Below are 17,032 nucleotides of genomic sequence, written 5' to 3'. Positions count from 1 at the left end.
ACTGTAGACACTTTAGCTCTCGCTAACACAACCTCGATTTTGCAACATAATGGCATTCAGAGAGAGGTGAAATGCCGGTCACACCGGCTTGAAAGAACGACTGAGAAATCTAGAGCGGGTTTGCATATTCAAAAAAATCGGGTGGCCAATACGACCAGACCACCCGATTGCTGGAAAGCCGTGTTTAGTGACAACTACCGCAACAGCTTCCTTCGCCGCTGCTACGATCAACAAACAGAATGTTATTTTCCAGATGAATGTGATCCATCAAGTCTTCTTTGAGTTCACGCAATCCCAGATATAGGGCCGTCCAGGTATTGCAGGCACCGGGCGGTAATTCCAGTTCATGGGCCAGTACCAGCATTTGCTCCAAGGCTTCCCCATGCTCAAGATGTTCCTCCTGCATCACAGTGATGGGGCCAGATGGCCGCATACCGCTCGACAACATAGGGAAGAGGATCTGCTCTTCTTTCATCATGTGGTTTTCCAGCTCCAACTGCATTTTTTCCAGATGCTCGGCCAAGCCGGTTGGGCAATCCAGTGATTCTCCATGTACCTGCTCAACCCGTCTGGCCAAACGAATAAGTTCAGGCAACTGTATTCTGTGCTTAGCATGGAATCGTTCCAGAATATGGGCAATTAACGCCTGATTACTGGCTGTTGCCCAATTTTGACCCGTCTCGCTTTTTTCTGAAAGGCGGGTCAGCTCCTCAACAATGGGCTGTGCGTCCAAACCTTTTTTATGCGCCGCCTCCGCCAAAGTGCGATGTCCTCCGCAGCAAAAATCCAGTTTATAGTGGTGAAAAACCCGTGTTGCCCCAGCAATTTGCGTGGCAAGATTTCCCAGAGATTGGTACAGCATTTCCATAATGTCTCCTGTTGGCTGTGTACTGGTCTACGTAACCAGTAAAGCAAACCCCAGGCCAAATATAACCCACTGTTTAATATAAGCATTTTGAAAATGCGGTAGTTTTCACCCTATTTTCAACAGGGTAAAAATCACCAATAGGGTAAAAAACACCACTAATCAAAAATTCGCACTAATCGGCTGGGGTCTGGGGCTACCAAACTGCGGCATTTCAGGATCTCAATATTGTCGGTATTTACCGGCAGCCCCTCACTTAGCCCATATTCCAGGCGTTCACGCAGCGCCTTGTCATTGTGCAAGTAAATAGGCAATGAATAATCACGGTAATGGCAGCTGCGCTTGGCAATCCGACCGGATACCAGCAGCCAGCGGATGAGTTCAACCGACAGGCCGGGCATATCCGGCGGAACACAAATCACATGGGAGTGTGTTTGATAAAAAAGTGCCGCGTGCAATGCCGATAGCACTCCTTGCTGAGGGTAAATATCCGGTACGTGACCGGCCGTAAAGCAGTTGCGACTGATCTTGATATCTTTGATACCACATTGGTTCAGTATGCTCTTAACTCTGCACAGTGCCTTATCAAATGCCTTAGACGCCAGCCAGACATCGCTGCATTGGTGGGTAACTACCATCCCTACCGTATTCATGCCTACCTCCGAGTTTTTGATTACCAGTTCACCAGTTAGTTATGCAGGACGCCATACTTCCAAATAGGTAGTAACCAAAGCCAAGTTGGTATTGCCAGCGCTGACGGGCAAGGTTAAAAAGAACAAAACCTACGGAGTATTTCAATGCATGACAGTCTCACCCGCCAGCAAGCACTGCGCTATAACCGGCAAATTTTGTTACCCGGTTTTGATCTGGAAGGCCAGGAAAAGCTGTTGGCAGGCAGTGCACTGATTATAGGCGTTGGCGGTTTAGGCAATGCGGCGGCGCAATACCTGGCAGCATCTGGCGTTGGCACGCTGACCTTATGCGACGATGACAAAGTGGAGCTGAGTAATCTGCAGCGTCAGGTACTTTTCGCACAAAGTGATATTGGCAAAAACAAAGTCGATGCCGCAGCAGCACGCTTGCAAGCCTGTAACGCAGAGACCAGGATTGTGCCGTTAGACCGTCGTGCTACGTCAGAAGAACTGGCAGAGCTGGTTATTCGGCATGATGTGGTACTGGATTGCACCGACAATCTGGACAGTCGTAACCTGATAAACAGGTTATGTGTAGCGCATAGTACCGCCCTTATATCCGGTGCCGCCATCCGCATGGAAGGACAAGTATTTTGCTACCTCCCCAGCGCAAATTTCCCTTGTTATCACTGCCTTTCCCACAGGTTCGGTGAACAAAGGCTCAGCTGTGTGGAGTCCGGCATTCTCTCACCTGTAGTAGGCATCATTGGCGCCATGCAGGCGCTGGAAGCAGTAAAGTATTTAGCCGGGCTGACAATCCAGGCCGGGGTGCTGAATCTGTTTGATGCCAAAACCACCCAATGGCAGCAGTTTCGACTGGCCGCCAGACCCGATTGCCCGACTTGTGGTCAAGCTACCCCGTAGCCGCCAACCAAGCTGCCCTGGCCTGCTCGTCGCCATTCTGACTGCGGATATATAGATTTAGCAGGGTTATCTCTCGACACTGATACTGACTTTCTAAACTGGCCTGAACAGAAATCAAGGTTATCCCCTGATTGTTTGTTGCCGCCTCAGCAAAGGCCTGGCAAAACTGTCCGACATCATAACAATGACTAACCCTGCCGCCATAAGCCGAAATCAGCTTATCAACATCAAAGGCTGGATCATTACAATAATATATTGGCGCATCACTGCTTTTGCCCAGGTGGAACAGGTTGTTGCGCATATAAATGATAATGACCGCAGTCTGGTCTTTTTGCAGCTCAATCAACTCATTGAGCTGAAAATGCAGCCCACCGTCTCCCACTATAACAACCACCCGTTCATCACCTTGCTTGCCCTTGATACAACGAGCAGCCTCACGGGCATAAGGTAGACAGGTGCCCATCGCACCATACCAGGGATTGGTCAGCCAACCGCGGCCGACAGTACCAAGCCGGTTACGCAATCCATAGCTGGCAAAATAACTATTGCCGACCTCTGGAAGATAAAGATAAGGGTGAGGATCCCGAGCTTGCAGGTAATTAAGGGTCTGGGCCAGATTGTGAAAGTCCAACTTCGCTTGTGGCTCCACTGCAGGCGCTGCCCAGTTTGGCAGAGTAAAGTCAAAAGATGGCAAGGGACAGGCTGTCAGGCAATCAAACAGCTCAATCAAGTCCCCCTCGCCAACCGACGTGCCTTTTAATACTGTTTTGTTCTGCATGGCGTGGATAAAATGGCTGCCGGTGGAAAACGCGGTGTTGGTGTCCTGACTGAAGATACTGCTGCCAACATCCAGCACATAGTCTGCCTGCTGCTCTATATAGACACGGCTGGGATTATCAGAAAATACCCCATTGTAAGCGCCCAGACAAAGGGGATGAAATTCGTCAAACAAGCCTTTAGCAAACCAACTGGTGGCAAAAGGAATAGACAAGCGCTCACAAAATGCCAGTAACTGCGCCCTGAGTCGCGGGTTATGCTTGACCGCATCACCAATAAAAAGCACAGGGTATTTACAGTCGCGTAAACGCCGGGCAATTTCCTCAGCAATAAGGCCTGCACCTGACAGCACTTGTTCGACTGGTCGTAATAACCCGGGATGCGCAGGCAGCGATAAGGCCTGAGTCAGGGCGAACACCTGATCGCGTGGCACCTCAACAAACACAGGTTGGCGATGCTGCCAGGCGTGATTCACTAACTGTAAAAAATGCTCGCCAGCCATATTCGGCTGGCCGCTGTTTCGCTGCCCTTGCAAGCGCTCTGCACGCATTCCCAGCCCGGCGAAGGCCTGCAACGCAGCATCCAGTCTGGTTTGCCAGGCACTGCGGCCATGTACCGTATGATGAATTGCCACATCACCGATTTCGCTCTCCCCCGGCGCACCAGAAATAAAGACCAGGGGTAGGTTCTCCGCCATGGCCAGCGCCGCCGCTGACATACAAGGTAAGCTGCCCACCGTATAGGTCGTCAAACAGACGCCCAGCCCCTCCAACTCTGCCTGGGCACAGGCACTGAAAGCGGCATGCATTTCATTGCTGGAAGGACATAGCTCCAGACTGGTTTCAAAAGCACTAATCAGGTTGGCGGCAAAATCGCCGCCTACACCATAGATGCGCTTTACACCAAAAAAGCCTAAAACCTCGGCCATAGATTGCCCAAGGGTCGGTAAACGCGCAGCGTAGGCTTTACCTAAATTTTGCTCGTAACAATACATAGTTACACCCAAAGAGAGGTTAGGATCTCAGGTCAGCTTGCTCCGATTTTCATACCTACCAGACAGCAAATCTTCAACCAGGCTTGCCATCGACACGCGGTCTTGTCAGCACCGGCCAATAAACAAAAGTAAAAATGGCAAAGCCCAAACACCACAAAATACTGGCCAGCACGAATACGGTCAGGATCTGCTGGTGCAACAACCAACTGCCCAGTGTCCGTACCAGAGCGGCCATAAAGATCAGCGCAAACGCCAGGCTCATAATGGGGCGAGGTTGCAGCGGGCGGCCGGAATGTCCAAGCGACACCCTGGCCATCATTGCCATAATCATTCCGCCCATGCCACCAACAGTGAGCAGATGTGCAGCAGTGCTTTGGGGCAACCAATCACCCAGGTAGTGACCGGCCAGTGCAAGCAGACCAAGGGGAATAAACAAATAAGCGATATGCAATGACCACAAGAGGGGCACTGCCAAGGTCAACCATACCCGCCAGCGCCACCAACGACACAGATGCAAACTGCCAGCAAGCAGGCAGAGTAAGCCCTGCACATTGGCAGGCAGCAGGTTGCCAAACAGTACATTCAGCACCAACAACCAGATACAGAGTAAAGCCGCTTTATCAAGCCAGGCAATGGGCAGTACTTTCGTTGTGCCTGTGCCATTGGCGGTAAACATGGGAATAACCCGACCACCTATCACTGCCATTAGCAGCGTAACCAGCATCAACATTAAGTAACTGCCCTGTTTAAACCAATGCGCCTCGCCACTTATGACGCTCAGGTGAGTAAGGAAGTTAGCCAGGGTCATCAGCGCCAGCACAGGAACAAAGAACAGATTACGCCATTGGCTGACCTTAATCAGTGGATAGGCCATAAACCCGGCTACCATGGGTAAGAACAACAGATCCAGCGAGGCCACCAGCCAATGTGGCCAGCCGGGTCCCCACCACATCAATACCCTACCCACCACCCAGACCAATACCAGCAGGGCTAATGGCTTGCCCTTAACGCCCGGTACCCCTGTCCAATTTTGCACCGCGGTGAGCAAAAAGCCGGTTACCACGGCCGCGACAAAGCCAAACAACATTTCATGGGCATGCCAGAAATAACTGCCGCCATAAGGGGTCAGCCCCCACCATCCGGCGAAGGTCCCTCCCCAGGCACCGATTGCCACTATGGCAAACAGCGCCGCTACCAGAAACATCGGCCTGAACCCCAGTCTGAATAGAGGTGCAGGTAATCCATGAGGAGCAGAAACCGTCATATCAAAACTCCATTAACAAGGGATGGGAGCCTGCTTCCTGGCGTAGTACCACCAGGTAATCAGCACACAGCTGATATAAAACACCACAAACCCGTATAAGGCCATGGCCACCGAACCTGTGGCAGCGATAGATGAACCGTACGCCTTGGGGATAAAGAATCCACCGTAGGCCGCAATGGCCGAGATAAAGCCCAATACCGCCGCACTCTCACGATTGCCTTCCACTTCCGCCTGTTTTGCGCCGCTGGCGCCCAGGGCGCGGCTTCGCAACGTCAGAAAAATCAGTGGAACCATCCTGAAGGTCGAGCCATTACCTATACCGCTGGCAATAAACAGCACAATGAAAGAGGCAAAGAAGCCCACAAAGCTGCCGCTTTGCTGCGCATCGGGTAAGAAATGCAGCACCGCCATCACCCCTAACGCCATGATGGCAAAGGTCCACAAGGTCACTTTAGCACCACCCAAGCGGTCGGAGATGATGCCACCAAATGGCCTGGCCAATGCACCCGCCAAAGGGCCGATAAAGGCGTACTTAACAGGGTCTACATCAGGGAACAACAAGCCACACAGCAGGGGAAAACCGGCCGCAAAGCCGATAAAGCTGCCAAAGGTGCCCAGATATAACCAGCACATGATCCAGGTATCAGAGCGCTTAAACACCACCGCTTGTTCTTTGAAGGACGCCTTGGCATCAGCAATATCATTCATGCCAAACCAGGCCGCGATAGCGCCAAACAGGATAAAAGGGATCCAGATAAAGGCCGCATTCTGCAGCCACAGCGAATGGCTGGCACCGGTACTGTCTAGCAATACCAGCGGCTCGCCGCCCATCTCACCAAACAGACTGGCAGAAATCGCCAACGGCCCGATCAGCTGCATGGCAGACACCCCAAGGTTGCCCAATCCGGCATTCAACCCCAGTGCGGCGCCCTTCTCCGCCTTGGGATAGAAAAAGCTGATATTGGCCATACTGGATGAGAAGTTTCCACCACCTAAACCGCACAGCAGTGCCAGGATCAACATGACCAGATAAGGGGTATCGGTATCTTGTAAGGCGATCCCCATCCACAAACAAGGCAGGATAAGTGACGCTGTGGAAATAGCGGTCCAGCGCCGACCGCCGAATATAGGCACCATAAACCCATAGAAAATGCGCAAGGTGGCACCCGATAACGCGGGCAAAGCCGCCAGCCAGAACAATTGATTGGGGCTGTAGGTAAAGCCCAGCTTGGGCATTTTCACGACCATAATGCTCCAGATGGACCATACCGCGAAGGCCAGGAACAGGTTGGGAATGGAAATCCACAAATTACGGGTCGCAATACCTCGCCCTTTGTCCTGCCAGAAGCCTTTGTCCTCTGGCCGCCAGTCTTCCAGCAGCCAGCTGTCTGTGGTCATTTCAGGCAGGTCAGTCACTTCCTCACCGGCCAGCCACTCACGACGTTCAGCGCGACGAATGGCGAAATGCATCCACCACAAGGCCAGCGCGCAAACCAGGAACAACAGCATAAAGCTGCTCTGCCAGATACCCACCACGTCGTTTAACATGCCAAAGGTCAGTGGCAGGAAGAATCCTCCCAAGCCACCGACCATGCCGACGGCACCACCAACTACCCCGACATGCTTGGGATAATAAACCGGGATATGTTTAAACACGGCGGCCTTACCCAAGGACATAAAAAAGCCCAGTATAAAAGTCAGCAGAACAAACATCGGCAGACTGGTATGCAAGGAAAAGCTCAACTCACCGCGGATCCCCTGCACTTGATACTCAGTAGGTGGATAGCTAAGTAAAAAGGTACAAATGACGGAGGCGATCAGCGTCCAGTACATGACCTTCCTTGCCCCGTATCGGTCAGACAGCCAACCACCTAAGATGCGAAACAATGAGGCGGGAATAGTATATAGCGCCGCCAATATACCGGCCGTAGCCAGATCCAGATGGTAAACTTCCATCAGGTAGTGAGGCAGCCATAGCGCCAGGGCCACAAATGCACCAAACACAAAAAAGTAATACAAGGAGAAGCGCCAGACCCGCAGTTCGGTCAGCGGCATCAATTGCGCCGTCAGACTGGTTGCGCTTTGTTGACGCTGATTGTGGCTGGGATCGGCCTTGGCAAACAGAATAAAGCCAAGCCCCATGGCAGCCATCACCGCAGCATACACCTGTGCGGTACTTTGCCAGCCCACCGCCAACAGCAAAAATGGTGCGGCAAAGTTAGTCAGCGCCGCCCCCACATTGCCCGCCCCGAAAATACCAAGGGCCGTACCTTGTTTACCTTCCTCATACCAGTTGGAAAGGTAGGCAACACCGACGATAAAACCGCCGCCAGCTAATCCAATGCCGAGTGCTCCCAACAGCAGTAGCACATAGCTATCCGCCAGACTGAGCATAAATACCGCTGCCGCGGTGGTGAGCATTAACAGCCCAAATACCCAGCGACCGCCGAATCTGTCGGTCAACAGCCCTAGAAACAAGCGACTGATAGAGCCTGTCAAAATGGGGGTTGCCATCAGCAATCCCAGTTCAGTATCGGTCAGGCCAAGTTCATCCTTGATCTTAATGCCAAGAATGGAAAACAGCGTCCAGACCGCAAAACAAAGGGTAAAGGCCAACGTGGTCAGCCACAGGGCGTGACGTTGGTCTTTGGGGGAAACCGTACCTGCCTCAATCATGTTATTACTCCCGGTTATCTCTTCTTGATCATAGAGATAGGGAGCCCGCGGCACTATACAGACAAAGGGGCAGCAAGCAGGCTACCCCCTACCCCGCAAGGAGTAGCCCGGTTAGGTCAGGAGGCGCTGCTGGACGTTGTGTGCATACCGGCTATGGCGTGCCAGTAGCCGTTGCAGCTTTTTGCTACCTGTTGCGGGTGTAGACCTTGTTCGTTGCACCTGAATTGTTCAAGCCAGTCCAGGGTGTCCAATCCCAGCGGACTCAATCGCACAATATCCACCAGGCCTTGCATGCTGCACAAATCATTTATCAGGTTGTAGCACTGCCCGGATTGAGTCTGAATACCGTTTAAGGTGAACAGTGCCTGACCTTCCTGACTGCGAGTCAGACGGCCGTTGGGATAATGGATGCAACAAAGCTGACAGTCATCTTTGGGGCGGTTTTCTGAGCGGGCAGTAAAACAGCGTGCCGAATAAGCCAAAGGCAAATAGCCATAAGCAAAAACCTCCACCTCAAAGCGCTGTCTTATGCCCAGCTCTTCTGCCTTATTCAGCATATTCACCAGCCAATCCCGGGACAGCTCAACCGGCATCACCCAGCGCTGCATGCCCATATCCAGCAAGGTTTTCAGTCCATAATGGTTGTAACAGTTGATGGCAGGACCTGCCACAAAAGCTTTGTTGTTTTCACGAAGGAATTGAATAGCCCCCATGTCATTGGCCTCAATAAGAATCTCGCCATTGTCACAATAGCTTTTCAGGGTGGTTACCTCTGAGGGGGCTTCCAGCAGCGCCATGGTAGACAGCACCACTTGTTTACCGCTACCGGCCAAGGTTTTTGCCAATGCCAGCCAGTCGCGGGTGCGCAGCTCCCGACGTTTGGAGCAAACGGTTTCACCCAGATAGAGAATATCGGCACTACTGCTAAGCGCCGCCTGATAAAAGGCTTCCACATCGGCCTTAGGCCAGAAATAAAGAATAGGTCCCAGTGCGTATTGCATAATTTACTGCCATTTTCTGTGATAAGCGCCGAGTGACGTCTGACTGCCTTCGGACAGTCCCTGCAATTGCTGCTGCCAGGCTGCGGACACCTGATATTGCTGTGGGTCAAGCAGACAGCGGTCAATGGCTTGTCGCCATACAGACGTTACCTGCTGCACATAAGCCGGGCTGCGCTGACGGCCTTCAATTTTAACCGCCTTGATCCCGCAATTAACCAGCTCGGGCAACAAGTCGAGGGTGTTAAGACTAGTGGGCTCTTCCAGGGCATGATAGGTCTGGCCATCCACGTCAAAACGTCCTTTACATAGCGTGGGGTAACCGGCTTTTTCCTGCTTGCCGTAGCGGTCAATCAGCACCCCGTTTAGGCGCGACTCCAACCCTTGCGAGGTTTCCTGCCAACGCACATGGGCCGCGGGCGAGCAGGCCCCGGCGGTGTTAGGCGATTCTCCCGTCATATAGGACGACAGATAACAGCGCCCCTCGGCCATAATGCACAAGCTGCCAAAGGCAAACACCTCCAGTTCAACCGAGCATTGACGCGCCAACTGTTTAACCTGATGAATAGACAGCACCCTTGGCAATACCACCCGGCGCACATTAAATTGTTGCTGATAGAAAGTAATGGCCGCGGTGTTGGTGGCTGACGCTTGCACAGATAAATGCAACTCCACATCAGGATACTGTTGGCTGATGTAAGATAAGACCGCAAGATCGGCGACGATAAGTACATCTGCGCCATTTTTCACTGCCATATCTACAGCATAACGCCATCTTTCCCAGCCATCCGGATGCGCAAAGGTGTTGATAGCAATATGCAGCTTACGCTGATGATGATGCAAAAAATCGGCGGCCTGTCCGACCTTATCATCGGTGAAGTTTAACCCGGCAAAATGCCTGGCATTGGTATCATCCTTTAAACCCAGATATACCGCATCCGCCCCTTGCTCGACGGCACGTTTCAGGGCCGGCATGCTGCCGGCGGGACAAAGCAATTCCATAAATACTCCAAAATGGCCAGAGCTTGCAGCCTTTGTGCTCGCAAACTTCATCTAACTGACCAGGTTGTAACCGCCATTTGACCGGGGCCGAGTGTACGACCCCGCACTTTTAATGCTATCCACCATTGGGAGTACCCATTCTGCCCAGCGTCATTCTGCACATCTTTGATGTAGATTAATTTTTACTGCCCAAGGCGGCGTAGTCTTAAGGCTCAGAATAACCACGGAAAACACCATGCATGCATTACTACGCCAATATGGCACGACGTTACTAAAACCGGGCTTACAGCTATTCGGGCTGACCCCCGTAGCGCTGCAACGAGCAATCACCGAGCGCTTGTTCACGCAAGTGCTAAAGCCGCTGCTGATAGAGGGTGAATTGGACTTTATGGCCTCGGCCTGTGTAGAAGTGCATATCACCGATATCAACCAACGTTGGTATTTTCAAGTTGTTCAACAACAGATTCAGGTACACAGGCATGGGCCGGCACAGGTATGTTTCAGTGGCGATCTAGAAAGCCTGCTGCTCATGGCCAGTCAAGCGGTGGATCCCGATACCCTGTTTTTTCAACGCAAGCTGTCCATCAGTGGCGACACCGAATTGGGTCTGGCCCTTAAAAATCTGCTCGACAGCCTGGAGCTGACCCAATTGCCGGTCTATGTACGTACCCCTCTGGCCCATTACGCCAGTGCTTATCAATCTTTGCGCTGAGGTATTTATGTCAAAAATCATCACCCAACTGTTCAATACCAATTTGCAAGGGCTGGAGCTGTTGTTTATTGCCTATCGACGCTTGAAAAAGGACGATCCGGTGATGTCCAGACAACTGTTCGATAAGTTCAAAACCGGGCTGGAATTACATATACGTCATGAAGAGCAGCGCTTGCTTCCCGAGCTGGCATTGGCATCTGCCGCGCCTGAGTTAATCAGCAAGGCACAACAGGAACACCAGCAGTTGCGTCAGCAGTTAGAGTGGATTGAGAACCTGCTGGACAAGCGCATTGATAGTTTGGAGGACGACCGCACCTTGGAGCTGATGCTGGTTGACCATATTGAAAATGATGAATTTGAGCTCTACCCCACTTGCGACAAAATGCTCAATACCGATGCCGTGACGCGTGTGCTAATGGAGCTTTATCCATGATGGAAGATCGCGCACACCTGGTGTTGTGGTGTGAGGTCAATATGCCCATAGGGATCCCTGAGATCGACTACCAGCATCGCCAGTTGCTGGATACTATCAATCTGCTGCACGCCGCCATCCGGCAAAATTGGCCGAATCCTAGCGTATTGCCGCTGGCGACCAACCTGCTGGAGCAAACGCAGCGCCATTTTCTGACCGAGACGCCCTATCTGCAAAAACTCTGCGACCAACAACAAAGGCTGCATCAGCTTAACCACAAGCATTTCTTGCAAGCCATGCAAGCATTTATCGATCGCTTGGGGTCAGATATTCATATGTCCGCGCTGTCGGTTAATGAACAATTGGCTTCGTTGGCAGAGTGGTACAGCTCCCATATTCTTAATTCAGACCGGGAGCTGCAGCTGGCCTGATCCCTCAGGCCGATTGGCGATGATAGTGGCGCAGCTCATGCTCATGCCGGCGCCCCTGACTAAACGCCGACACACGCTTTAGGTAACCTATCACCCGGGTACCGTGATCAACATCTGTGGTACCGCACGCACTGCAATGTTGCAAGGTACGCTTATCAATATGCTCACAAGCGTTGCATATGGTAATACGCACGTTGATACAGAAGTAATTACAACCGGTTTGGGCCGCAATATTGTAAAGTTTAAGGAAGTTTTCCTCCGTTAAGCGCTCTTCCAGATTCAGATGCAGCGCCGAGCCACCATCCAGATAACGGGTCATCTGCTCACCGTGCAGCACAAACTTATCCAAATGGTTGATACGCTCGTCTTCCACCGCATAGAAATAGCTGTTGTAGCAATCACGGGGCACAAAATAGCCGTCTTTTCGGTCCCATTTGGCATTTTTAATGCCCAGATTCTCAGCCGGCACAAACTCGGTATTAAACAAATAACCCCAGGTCTCACGAGCCTGGCGGTTTGCCTCGTATATCACCCGTAACTGGCTGTCGACAAATGCCTGATAATCAGGGTTTATACCAGCCTCTATACCTAAAAACTCGGCGGCTTCCACCATGCCGTTGATACCTATAGTCAAAAACTGTTTATCCAAGCTGATAAAACCCGCATCGTAGACGCTCAGCAAGCCATCCTGATGATACTCTTCCATTAATTGACGATAGGCCACTTGGTATTTATGCAGCTTTTCAACTTCCTGAGCCAAATCCCGACCGTCCTGAATAAGACGGTTCATATTCAGGGTGATCACATTGATTGAGCCTGTGGCCACCCCTCCGGCCCCCAAACTATAAGAAAAGGTATGGTCGGTTATTTCATTGCGTAACCGGCAGCAGGAGGCCAACGAGTCGGCACTTTGTGACTGGTAAATAAAGAATGAACCGCCTTCACTCATATTCCGGGCACAGCAGCGGGCAAATGTTTCATCCTTGACCTTGCCTTTTTCCGTCAGCATGGCGGCCGTCACCACCGGAAAAGTCAAAATAGCCTTACTGCGCTCAGCATTAAACCAATCGAGGAAAAAGCCTTGCAAGGCATTGACCGATGTCCAGCTGGGTGCGGTCATATCCGGAAACACAAAATGACCGAACATGGCCTCAAAATAATGGCGATCGTACAAAGATATGTTCCAGAAAACACTCTGATAGCCCCTGGCTGCCGCTGGCTGGTTCAGGGCATAGACCACATGTTGTAGGTGGTTTTCAATGGCTTTGCTGTGTGTGCTCAGATAGTTTTCGCCGTAGTCGCGACGGGCAAAGTAGTCAAAATAAGTCAAGAATTCCACCGTCGCCACTGCCCCGGCAAATTGCGCGCTGATAGCAAACACCAGATTGACGAAACTGCCGCAGAAGGACTCCAAATGTTGCGGGGCTTTGGACTCCCCCCCCAGCTTGGTCAGGCCATCCAGTAAAAACGGGTACATAGTAATGGAAGTGCAATAAGGCTTAAGACTGGTTTCGTCGTGCACATAAATCTCGTGCTGCTCAATCTGGCGAACGTATTCTTCGCCTAATGCATCCCCGAACAAGGCGGCAATTTTGTTTTTCACTAAGGCTCGATTTATCTGGATCACACAGTCTTTCATCAGCTCGGCTTCCAGCGTCGCGATGTTCTTATGGGTAACATTGGCATTGGCATCCAGTTTTGAACCGTCTGCCGCATTAACGGCATGCTGGTAAGCCTGGATAAAATCCAGCTTGTCTTGTAGTTGTTCATCATTAAGCTGCAGCATGATCTCTCTCCATAAAACGAAAGTTAAGGAGGTTGCCTGACGCAAGCTCCATGAAACGTTGATTGGTGTTGGGGCTGGACAAACCGCCCCGGTTGGCAAGCCAGCGCCCGGTTTTCAGATAATCCAGGCGGCGGGTAAGACGTGCCGGTACTTTATCCATACCGGTATACAAACAGGTTTTCAGGCCCTGTTGATGGGCAATATCCAGTAATGTTTGCAGCGCATCGGGGTGCCATTCACCACCGAAGAACAGCACACAATCAATCAGATGTTGATAGCGACTAAGATAAACACGAAAGCGCGCCGGCGTGAGCGCCTCGCCCACCTTAGGGTCCCAACTATCCTGACTGTGACAGCCACTGCACCGCAGTGGACAGCCTGTTACGCTAAAGGCCAGTGATACCTGATCCGGCACTTCCTGAAAGCAAATTTGGGGAGGAAAGCTGTTAAACGGCTTTAACCATACATTTTGTGTCATTTTTCCCACCAAGGCACAACATATTGTGTTTAAAGGTAGTCTCAGACACAAAATACACCTTGATCTGGATCAATAAATCACACACCCAAGGTTTAGCTTATAACCAAATAAACCAAGAACTACTCCCTTTGCCCTTGTACACTGCCGCGTCTGTTGCTTGCCCTGCTCGCCGCCATACCCACCGGCCGGGATAGCGGGCCACCGGGTGGTGTTATGAAATCCATGTTGCGCAAAATTTTTAGCCCGCTGTTGACGCGGCTGGGCATTATCAAAGCAGATAGCCAGCGCTTATCCAGTATTCCTGTCGCCCAGCGACTCAAAGTCGCAGGTGCCGCCTGTATCGCACTGTTTGTTGTTACCTTTAGCAGCCAACACCTGGCGGATCCTGCCAGTACCGTGGTGCTGCTAGCCTCTATGGGGGCATCAGCGGTTTTGCTGTTCGGCCTGCCCTCCAGTCCATTGGCCAAACCCTGGTCATTTGCTGCGGGTCACTTAATTTCCGCCGCCATTGGTTTGCTTTGCTCACACCTTTTTACCGATATGGCGGTGATGGCCGCCGTGACTATCGCCTTGGTGCTGTTTGCCATGTATTTGTTTGAATGTATGCACCCACCCGGCGGCGCTACGGCCTTAGTACCGGTTATTGCTTCAAGCGAGCAACTGCTGGGCTATGAGTTTTTGTTTTTGCCGGTCGCGCTAAATGTCATGGTGATGCTGATGATGGCCTTGTTGCTAAATCGTCTGCTACAACCGCGTCAACATCGTAATTTCGATCCTGTTCATCTGCACAAAGACGTCAGTCCGATGAAGCGCATTGGTCTGCAACCAGAGGATTTACTGCACGCCCTGAACCACTATAAAACGGTGGTGGATGTTAGCGAAACCGACCTTGAGCAGATATATCAACAGGCGCAGTTACACGCCTACCAGCGCCAGTTGGGTGCTATTTTGTGCCGGGATATTATGTCGCAAGATCTTATCTGCGTCAGAGCCGATACACCCCTGGCCACGGCCTGGCGGCTGTTGCAAAAGCATAAAATTCGCACCCTGCCGGTGGTCACCGACAATAGACAATTGATTGGTATGCTGTCGGTCACTGACTTTTTGAAAGATATCAGCGTGCCTCACTACTGGGGGTTACTGCGACATATGATTAACCTTAGCCTGCACAGCAGCGCCAAACGTCAATGGCATAAGCATCATCGCAGGCAGGTGGCGGATATAATGCGAAGCGCCGTCACCGCAATACGCGACGATGAACATATCATCGAGCTTATCCCCAAACTGTCAGAGCAAGGACTGCATCAGGTCCCGGTATTAGACGCAAACCAGCAATTGGTGGGCATGGTCACACAGTCGGACTTAATTGCCGCATTGTATGCCAACAGTCGCCAAGGCCAGGCCGTTGCCTAACAACGCACTACCTAACAAGAGTTAAGCCACTGCCTCTTAGGGGGCAGTGCTGTGCACAACAACCAGCGTTACACTGGCCAGTCTCCACCGACGAGAGACAATGTCATGCAGATTAACAGTTACTCAGCCCTGATCAGTGCGGCCCTATCGCAGCCAGAGCCACAACGTTTGTTATTTGTGTTTGCCAAGGCAGAGCTGCCTACCGGCCATACCGATAAACAAAAGCAGCAATTTGAACAAGGCGACGGCGGCACCTTAAATCCGGTGCTCTGTGTGGACAAGCTGCCCAATGAGGTGCCTGCCTTTCAGACCTTAGTGGATGAGTCATTGCATACTGGCATCAGCTGGGATGTCGCCTTTGTGGCCGCCTTGGCAGGCCGCGCAGGACAGGCTCCTAATAGCGATGAAGCAGCACAACCCTTGCATCTGATGATGAACAAAATCAATAGCGGACAGATCACCGACTTTTTGGCCTTTAGTCGGCAAGGGAAGATCCTGAACTTGCTGCCGGGTTGAGGGGCGGCCTTCGCCGCCTCCCCCTATCGGATCATTTTTGCTTGAGTTTTTGCTGGCTGAAATAGGCAGCCAGATCAGCTGCATCCTGATCGGTCAGATTCGCCGCCATAGGCGCCATCATCGCAGAGGTGCCTCCGGTACGTTGGCCATCCCGATAAGCCTTAATGGCGCCTTCCAAATATTGTGCGTGCTGACCGGCCAGATTTGGATACATAGGCGCTAAACTATTACCATCAGTACCATGACAGGCCACACACATCCCAGACTTGGCTTTTCCCGCTTCGGCATCACCTGCCGCAACAGCAGTCTGACTACCCAATACCAGCAACGCTGCACCTAACAAAATTCTCTTCATTACTACACCTCTATGTTTTATGGCTTAACTGTCTACATGCTACGCCAAGGCCTTGCATTGCGCTGCAAGACCTTGTGAGTACCCCAAAAGGGGTAAATCGTTATTCCTGATCTTTGTGCTCCAGGCTTGATGCCCGGCGAAAGCCTTTGATGGCACCGCCCAGGTCGCTGCCGATATGGCGCAATTTACCGCTACCGAACAGCAGCAACACAATTAACAGCACAATGGCGAGCTGCCAAATACTGATGCCCATACAATCTCCTAATGATGGCCGTGATGCGCGGAGCCATGCGCGTCGCTAAGTCTTGCGACCATTTCATCCAAGGTCAGCACCTCACTGTCCTGCGCGTCGGCAAATTGCTGTGCCGCTTGCTTGTCAGAAAAGCTGCCCAGCGAAAGGCCCATGGCACCCGGCAAATCTGGCGCTGGTACATAAAATGCCTGTGCAGCCGGGATAAGATGCGCGTCATTAGGTTTATCCCACTGACTTTTACCCATATCGTGTACATACAAGGTCAGATTGGCCTGACGATTTTCAGGTTGCATCCACCAGCTCAGCATCTCAGAGGCTGAGCAAAATTTTCTTACCTGTTGCGCCGCAGCATCCAATGCCTGCCCCTTCGGTCCTGGGAAGCGCGTAATCACCATGCCGCACACATGACATTCATCATCACTGTGAAACCCTGTTGGTTGCATCATCTCGTTTTGTGCGGCTTTATCACCGCAACCGCTGAGCAACAGGGTTACGGCCGGTACCAACCAGACTAAATTTGCTAATCGCACTGTGTTTCTCCTAC

The 17,032-nt window shown here is 51.7% G+C and carries 18 protein-coding genes; 6 read left to right on the top strand and 12 right to left on the bottom strand.

The features are described 5' to 3' along the window. Positions 1-184: 184 nt before the first annotated feature. A complete protein-coding gene (gene ytfE, locus KJY73_RS07540; protein ID WP_214342246.1) occupies positions 185-868 on the bottom strand; it encodes an iron-sulfur cluster repair protein YtfE in 684 nt (227 codons plus the stop codon). A gap of 155 nt (positions 869-1,023) precedes the next feature. Then, positions 1,024-1,518 carry an NTP transferase domain-containing protein gene (locus KJY73_RS07535; protein ID WP_214342243.1) on the bottom strand — a complete coding sequence of 165 codons (495 nt, stop codon included), beginning with the start codon at positions 1,516-1,518 and terminating at the stop codon, positions 1,024-1,026. A gap of 144 nt (positions 1,519-1,662) precedes the next feature. Here KJY73_RS07535 and KJY73_RS07530 point away from each other — a divergent pair, with 144 nt between their 5' ends. After that, positions 1,663-2,421: a HesA/MoeB/ThiF family protein gene (locus KJY73_RS07530; protein ID WP_214342241.1), complete on the top strand. Its 759-nt coding sequence runs from the start codon at positions 1,663-1,665 to the stop codon at positions 2,419-2,421. Here the strand turns inward: KJY73_RS07530 and KJY73_RS07525 are convergent. The 5 genes from KJY73_RS07525 to ubiU form a co-directional block, all read right to left on the bottom strand. After that, the gene (locus KJY73_RS07525) at positions 2,411-4,192 is read right to left on the bottom strand and encodes a thiamine pyrophosphate-binding protein (protein WP_232848420.1); all 1,782 of its coding nucleotides are present in this window, start codon (positions 4,190-4,192) and stop codon (positions 2,411-2,413) included. The genes KJY73_RS07530 and KJY73_RS07525 overlap by 11 nt on opposite strands. 73 nt (positions 4,193-4,265) lie before the next feature. Next, positions 4,266-5,456, bottom strand: a complete 1,191-nt coding sequence (locus KJY73_RS07520) for an NnrS family protein (RefSeq protein ID WP_214342238.1) — start codon at positions 5,454-5,456, stop codon at positions 4,266-4,268. 12 nt (positions 5,457-5,468) lie between these two features. Continuing rightward, positions 5,469-8,132, bottom strand: coding sequence for a nitrate/nitrite transporter (locus KJY73_RS07515; protein WP_214342235.1), 2,664 nt, complete (start codon positions 8,130-8,132; stop codon positions 5,469-5,471). Between the two features lie 116 nt (positions 8,133-8,248). Beyond that, positions 8,249-9,133, bottom strand: a complete 885-nt coding sequence (locus KJY73_RS07510; protein ID WP_214342232.1) for a U32 family peptidase — start codon at positions 9,131-9,133, stop codon at positions 8,249-8,251. Positions 9,134-9,136: 3 nt separating this feature from the next. After that, a complete protein-coding gene (ubiU, locus tag KJY73_RS07505; RefSeq protein ID WP_214342229.1) occupies positions 9,137-10,132 on the bottom strand; it encodes a ubiquinone anaerobic biosynthesis protein UbiU in 996 nt (331 codons plus the stop codon). A 235-nt stretch (positions 10,133-10,367) separates the two neighbouring features. Between ubiU and ubiT the strand changes: the two genes are divergently transcribed. The 3 genes from ubiT to KJY73_RS07490 are packed head-to-tail and all read left to right on the top strand — an operon-like array spanning position 10,368 to position 11,687. Continuing rightward, on the top strand, positions 10,368-10,844 hold the full coding sequence (gene ubiT, locus KJY73_RS07500) for a ubiquinone anaerobic biosynthesis accessory factor UbiT (protein ID WP_214342226.1): 477 nt from the start codon (positions 10,368-10,370) through the stop codon (positions 10,842-10,844). Between the two features lie 7 nt (positions 10,845-10,851). Beyond that, positions 10,852-11,277, top strand: coding sequence for a hemerythrin domain-containing protein (locus KJY73_RS07495; protein WP_214342223.1), 426 nt, complete (start codon positions 10,852-10,854; stop codon positions 11,275-11,277). Beyond that, a complete protein-coding gene (locus tag KJY73_RS07490; RefSeq protein ID WP_214342220.1) occupies positions 11,274-11,687 on the top strand; it encodes a bacteriohemerythrin in 414 nt (137 codons plus the stop codon). The genes KJY73_RS07495 and KJY73_RS07490 overlap by 4 nt, the downstream gene beginning before the upstream one ends. A gap of 4 nt (positions 11,688-11,691) precedes the next feature. On the opposite strand, the gene nrdD is transcribed toward KJY73_RS07490, so the two are convergent. Next, positions 11,692-13,473, bottom strand: a complete 1,782-nt coding sequence (gene nrdD, locus KJY73_RS07485) for an anaerobic ribonucleoside-triphosphate reductase (RefSeq protein ID WP_214342217.1) — start codon at positions 13,471-13,473, stop codon at positions 11,692-11,694. After that, positions 13,460-13,951 carry an anaerobic ribonucleoside-triphosphate reductase activating protein gene (gene nrdG / locus KJY73_RS07480; protein ID WP_214342214.1) on the bottom strand — a complete coding sequence of 164 codons (492 nt, stop codon included), beginning with the start codon at positions 13,949-13,951 and terminating at the stop codon, positions 13,460-13,462. The genes nrdD and nrdG overlap by 14 nt, the downstream gene beginning before the upstream one ends. 213 nt (positions 13,952-14,164) lie before the next feature. Here nrdG and KJY73_RS07475 point away from each other — a divergent pair, with 213 nt between their 5' ends. Together KJY73_RS07475 and KJY73_RS07470 are read left to right on the top strand one after the other, a co-directional pair. After that, positions 14,165-15,364 (top strand): HPP family protein, encoded by a 1,200-nt coding sequence (locus KJY73_RS07475; protein WP_214342211.1) that lies wholly within the window; start codon positions 14,165-14,167, stop codon positions 15,362-15,364. A gap of 51 nt (positions 15,365-15,415) precedes the next feature. Continuing rightward, complete coding sequence (locus tag KJY73_RS07470) at positions 15,416-15,880, top strand: ribonucleotide reductase subunit alpha (protein ID WP_332874165.1); 465 nt, start codon at positions 15,416-15,418, stop codon at positions 15,878-15,880. Between the two features lie 31 nt (positions 15,881-15,911). On the opposite strand, the gene KJY73_RS07465 is transcribed toward KJY73_RS07470, so the two are convergent. The 3 genes from KJY73_RS07465 to KJY73_RS07455 form a co-directional block, all read right to left on the bottom strand. After that, complete coding sequence (locus KJY73_RS07465) at positions 15,912-16,235, bottom strand: c-type cytochrome (RefSeq protein WP_214342208.1); 324 nt, start codon at positions 16,233-16,235, stop codon at positions 15,912-15,914. A 100-nt stretch (positions 16,236-16,335) separates the two neighbouring features. Continuing rightward, the gene (gene tatA / locus KJY73_RS07460) at positions 16,336-16,488 is read right to left on the bottom strand and encodes a twin-arginine translocase TatA/TatE family subunit (RefSeq protein ID WP_206596024.1); all 153 of its coding nucleotides are present in this window, start codon (positions 16,486-16,488) and stop codon (positions 16,336-16,338) included. A gap of 8 nt (positions 16,489-16,496) precedes the next feature. Beyond that, positions 16,497-17,018, bottom strand: coding sequence for a nitrous oxide reductase accessory protein NosL (locus tag KJY73_RS07455; RefSeq protein WP_214342206.1), 522 nt, complete (start codon positions 17,016-17,018; stop codon positions 16,497-16,499). Between the last annotated feature and the right edge of the window lie 14 nt (positions 17,019-17,032).

The organism is Bowmanella yangjiangensis, assembly GCF_018531185.1.
Taxonomy (GTDB): domain Bacteria; phylum Pseudomonadota; class Gammaproteobacteria; order Enterobacterales; family Alteromonadaceae; genus Bowmanella; species Bowmanella yangjiangensis.
Note: the sequence above shows the minus strand (reverse complement) of the source record. Positions and strands in the feature narration are given on the sequence as shown.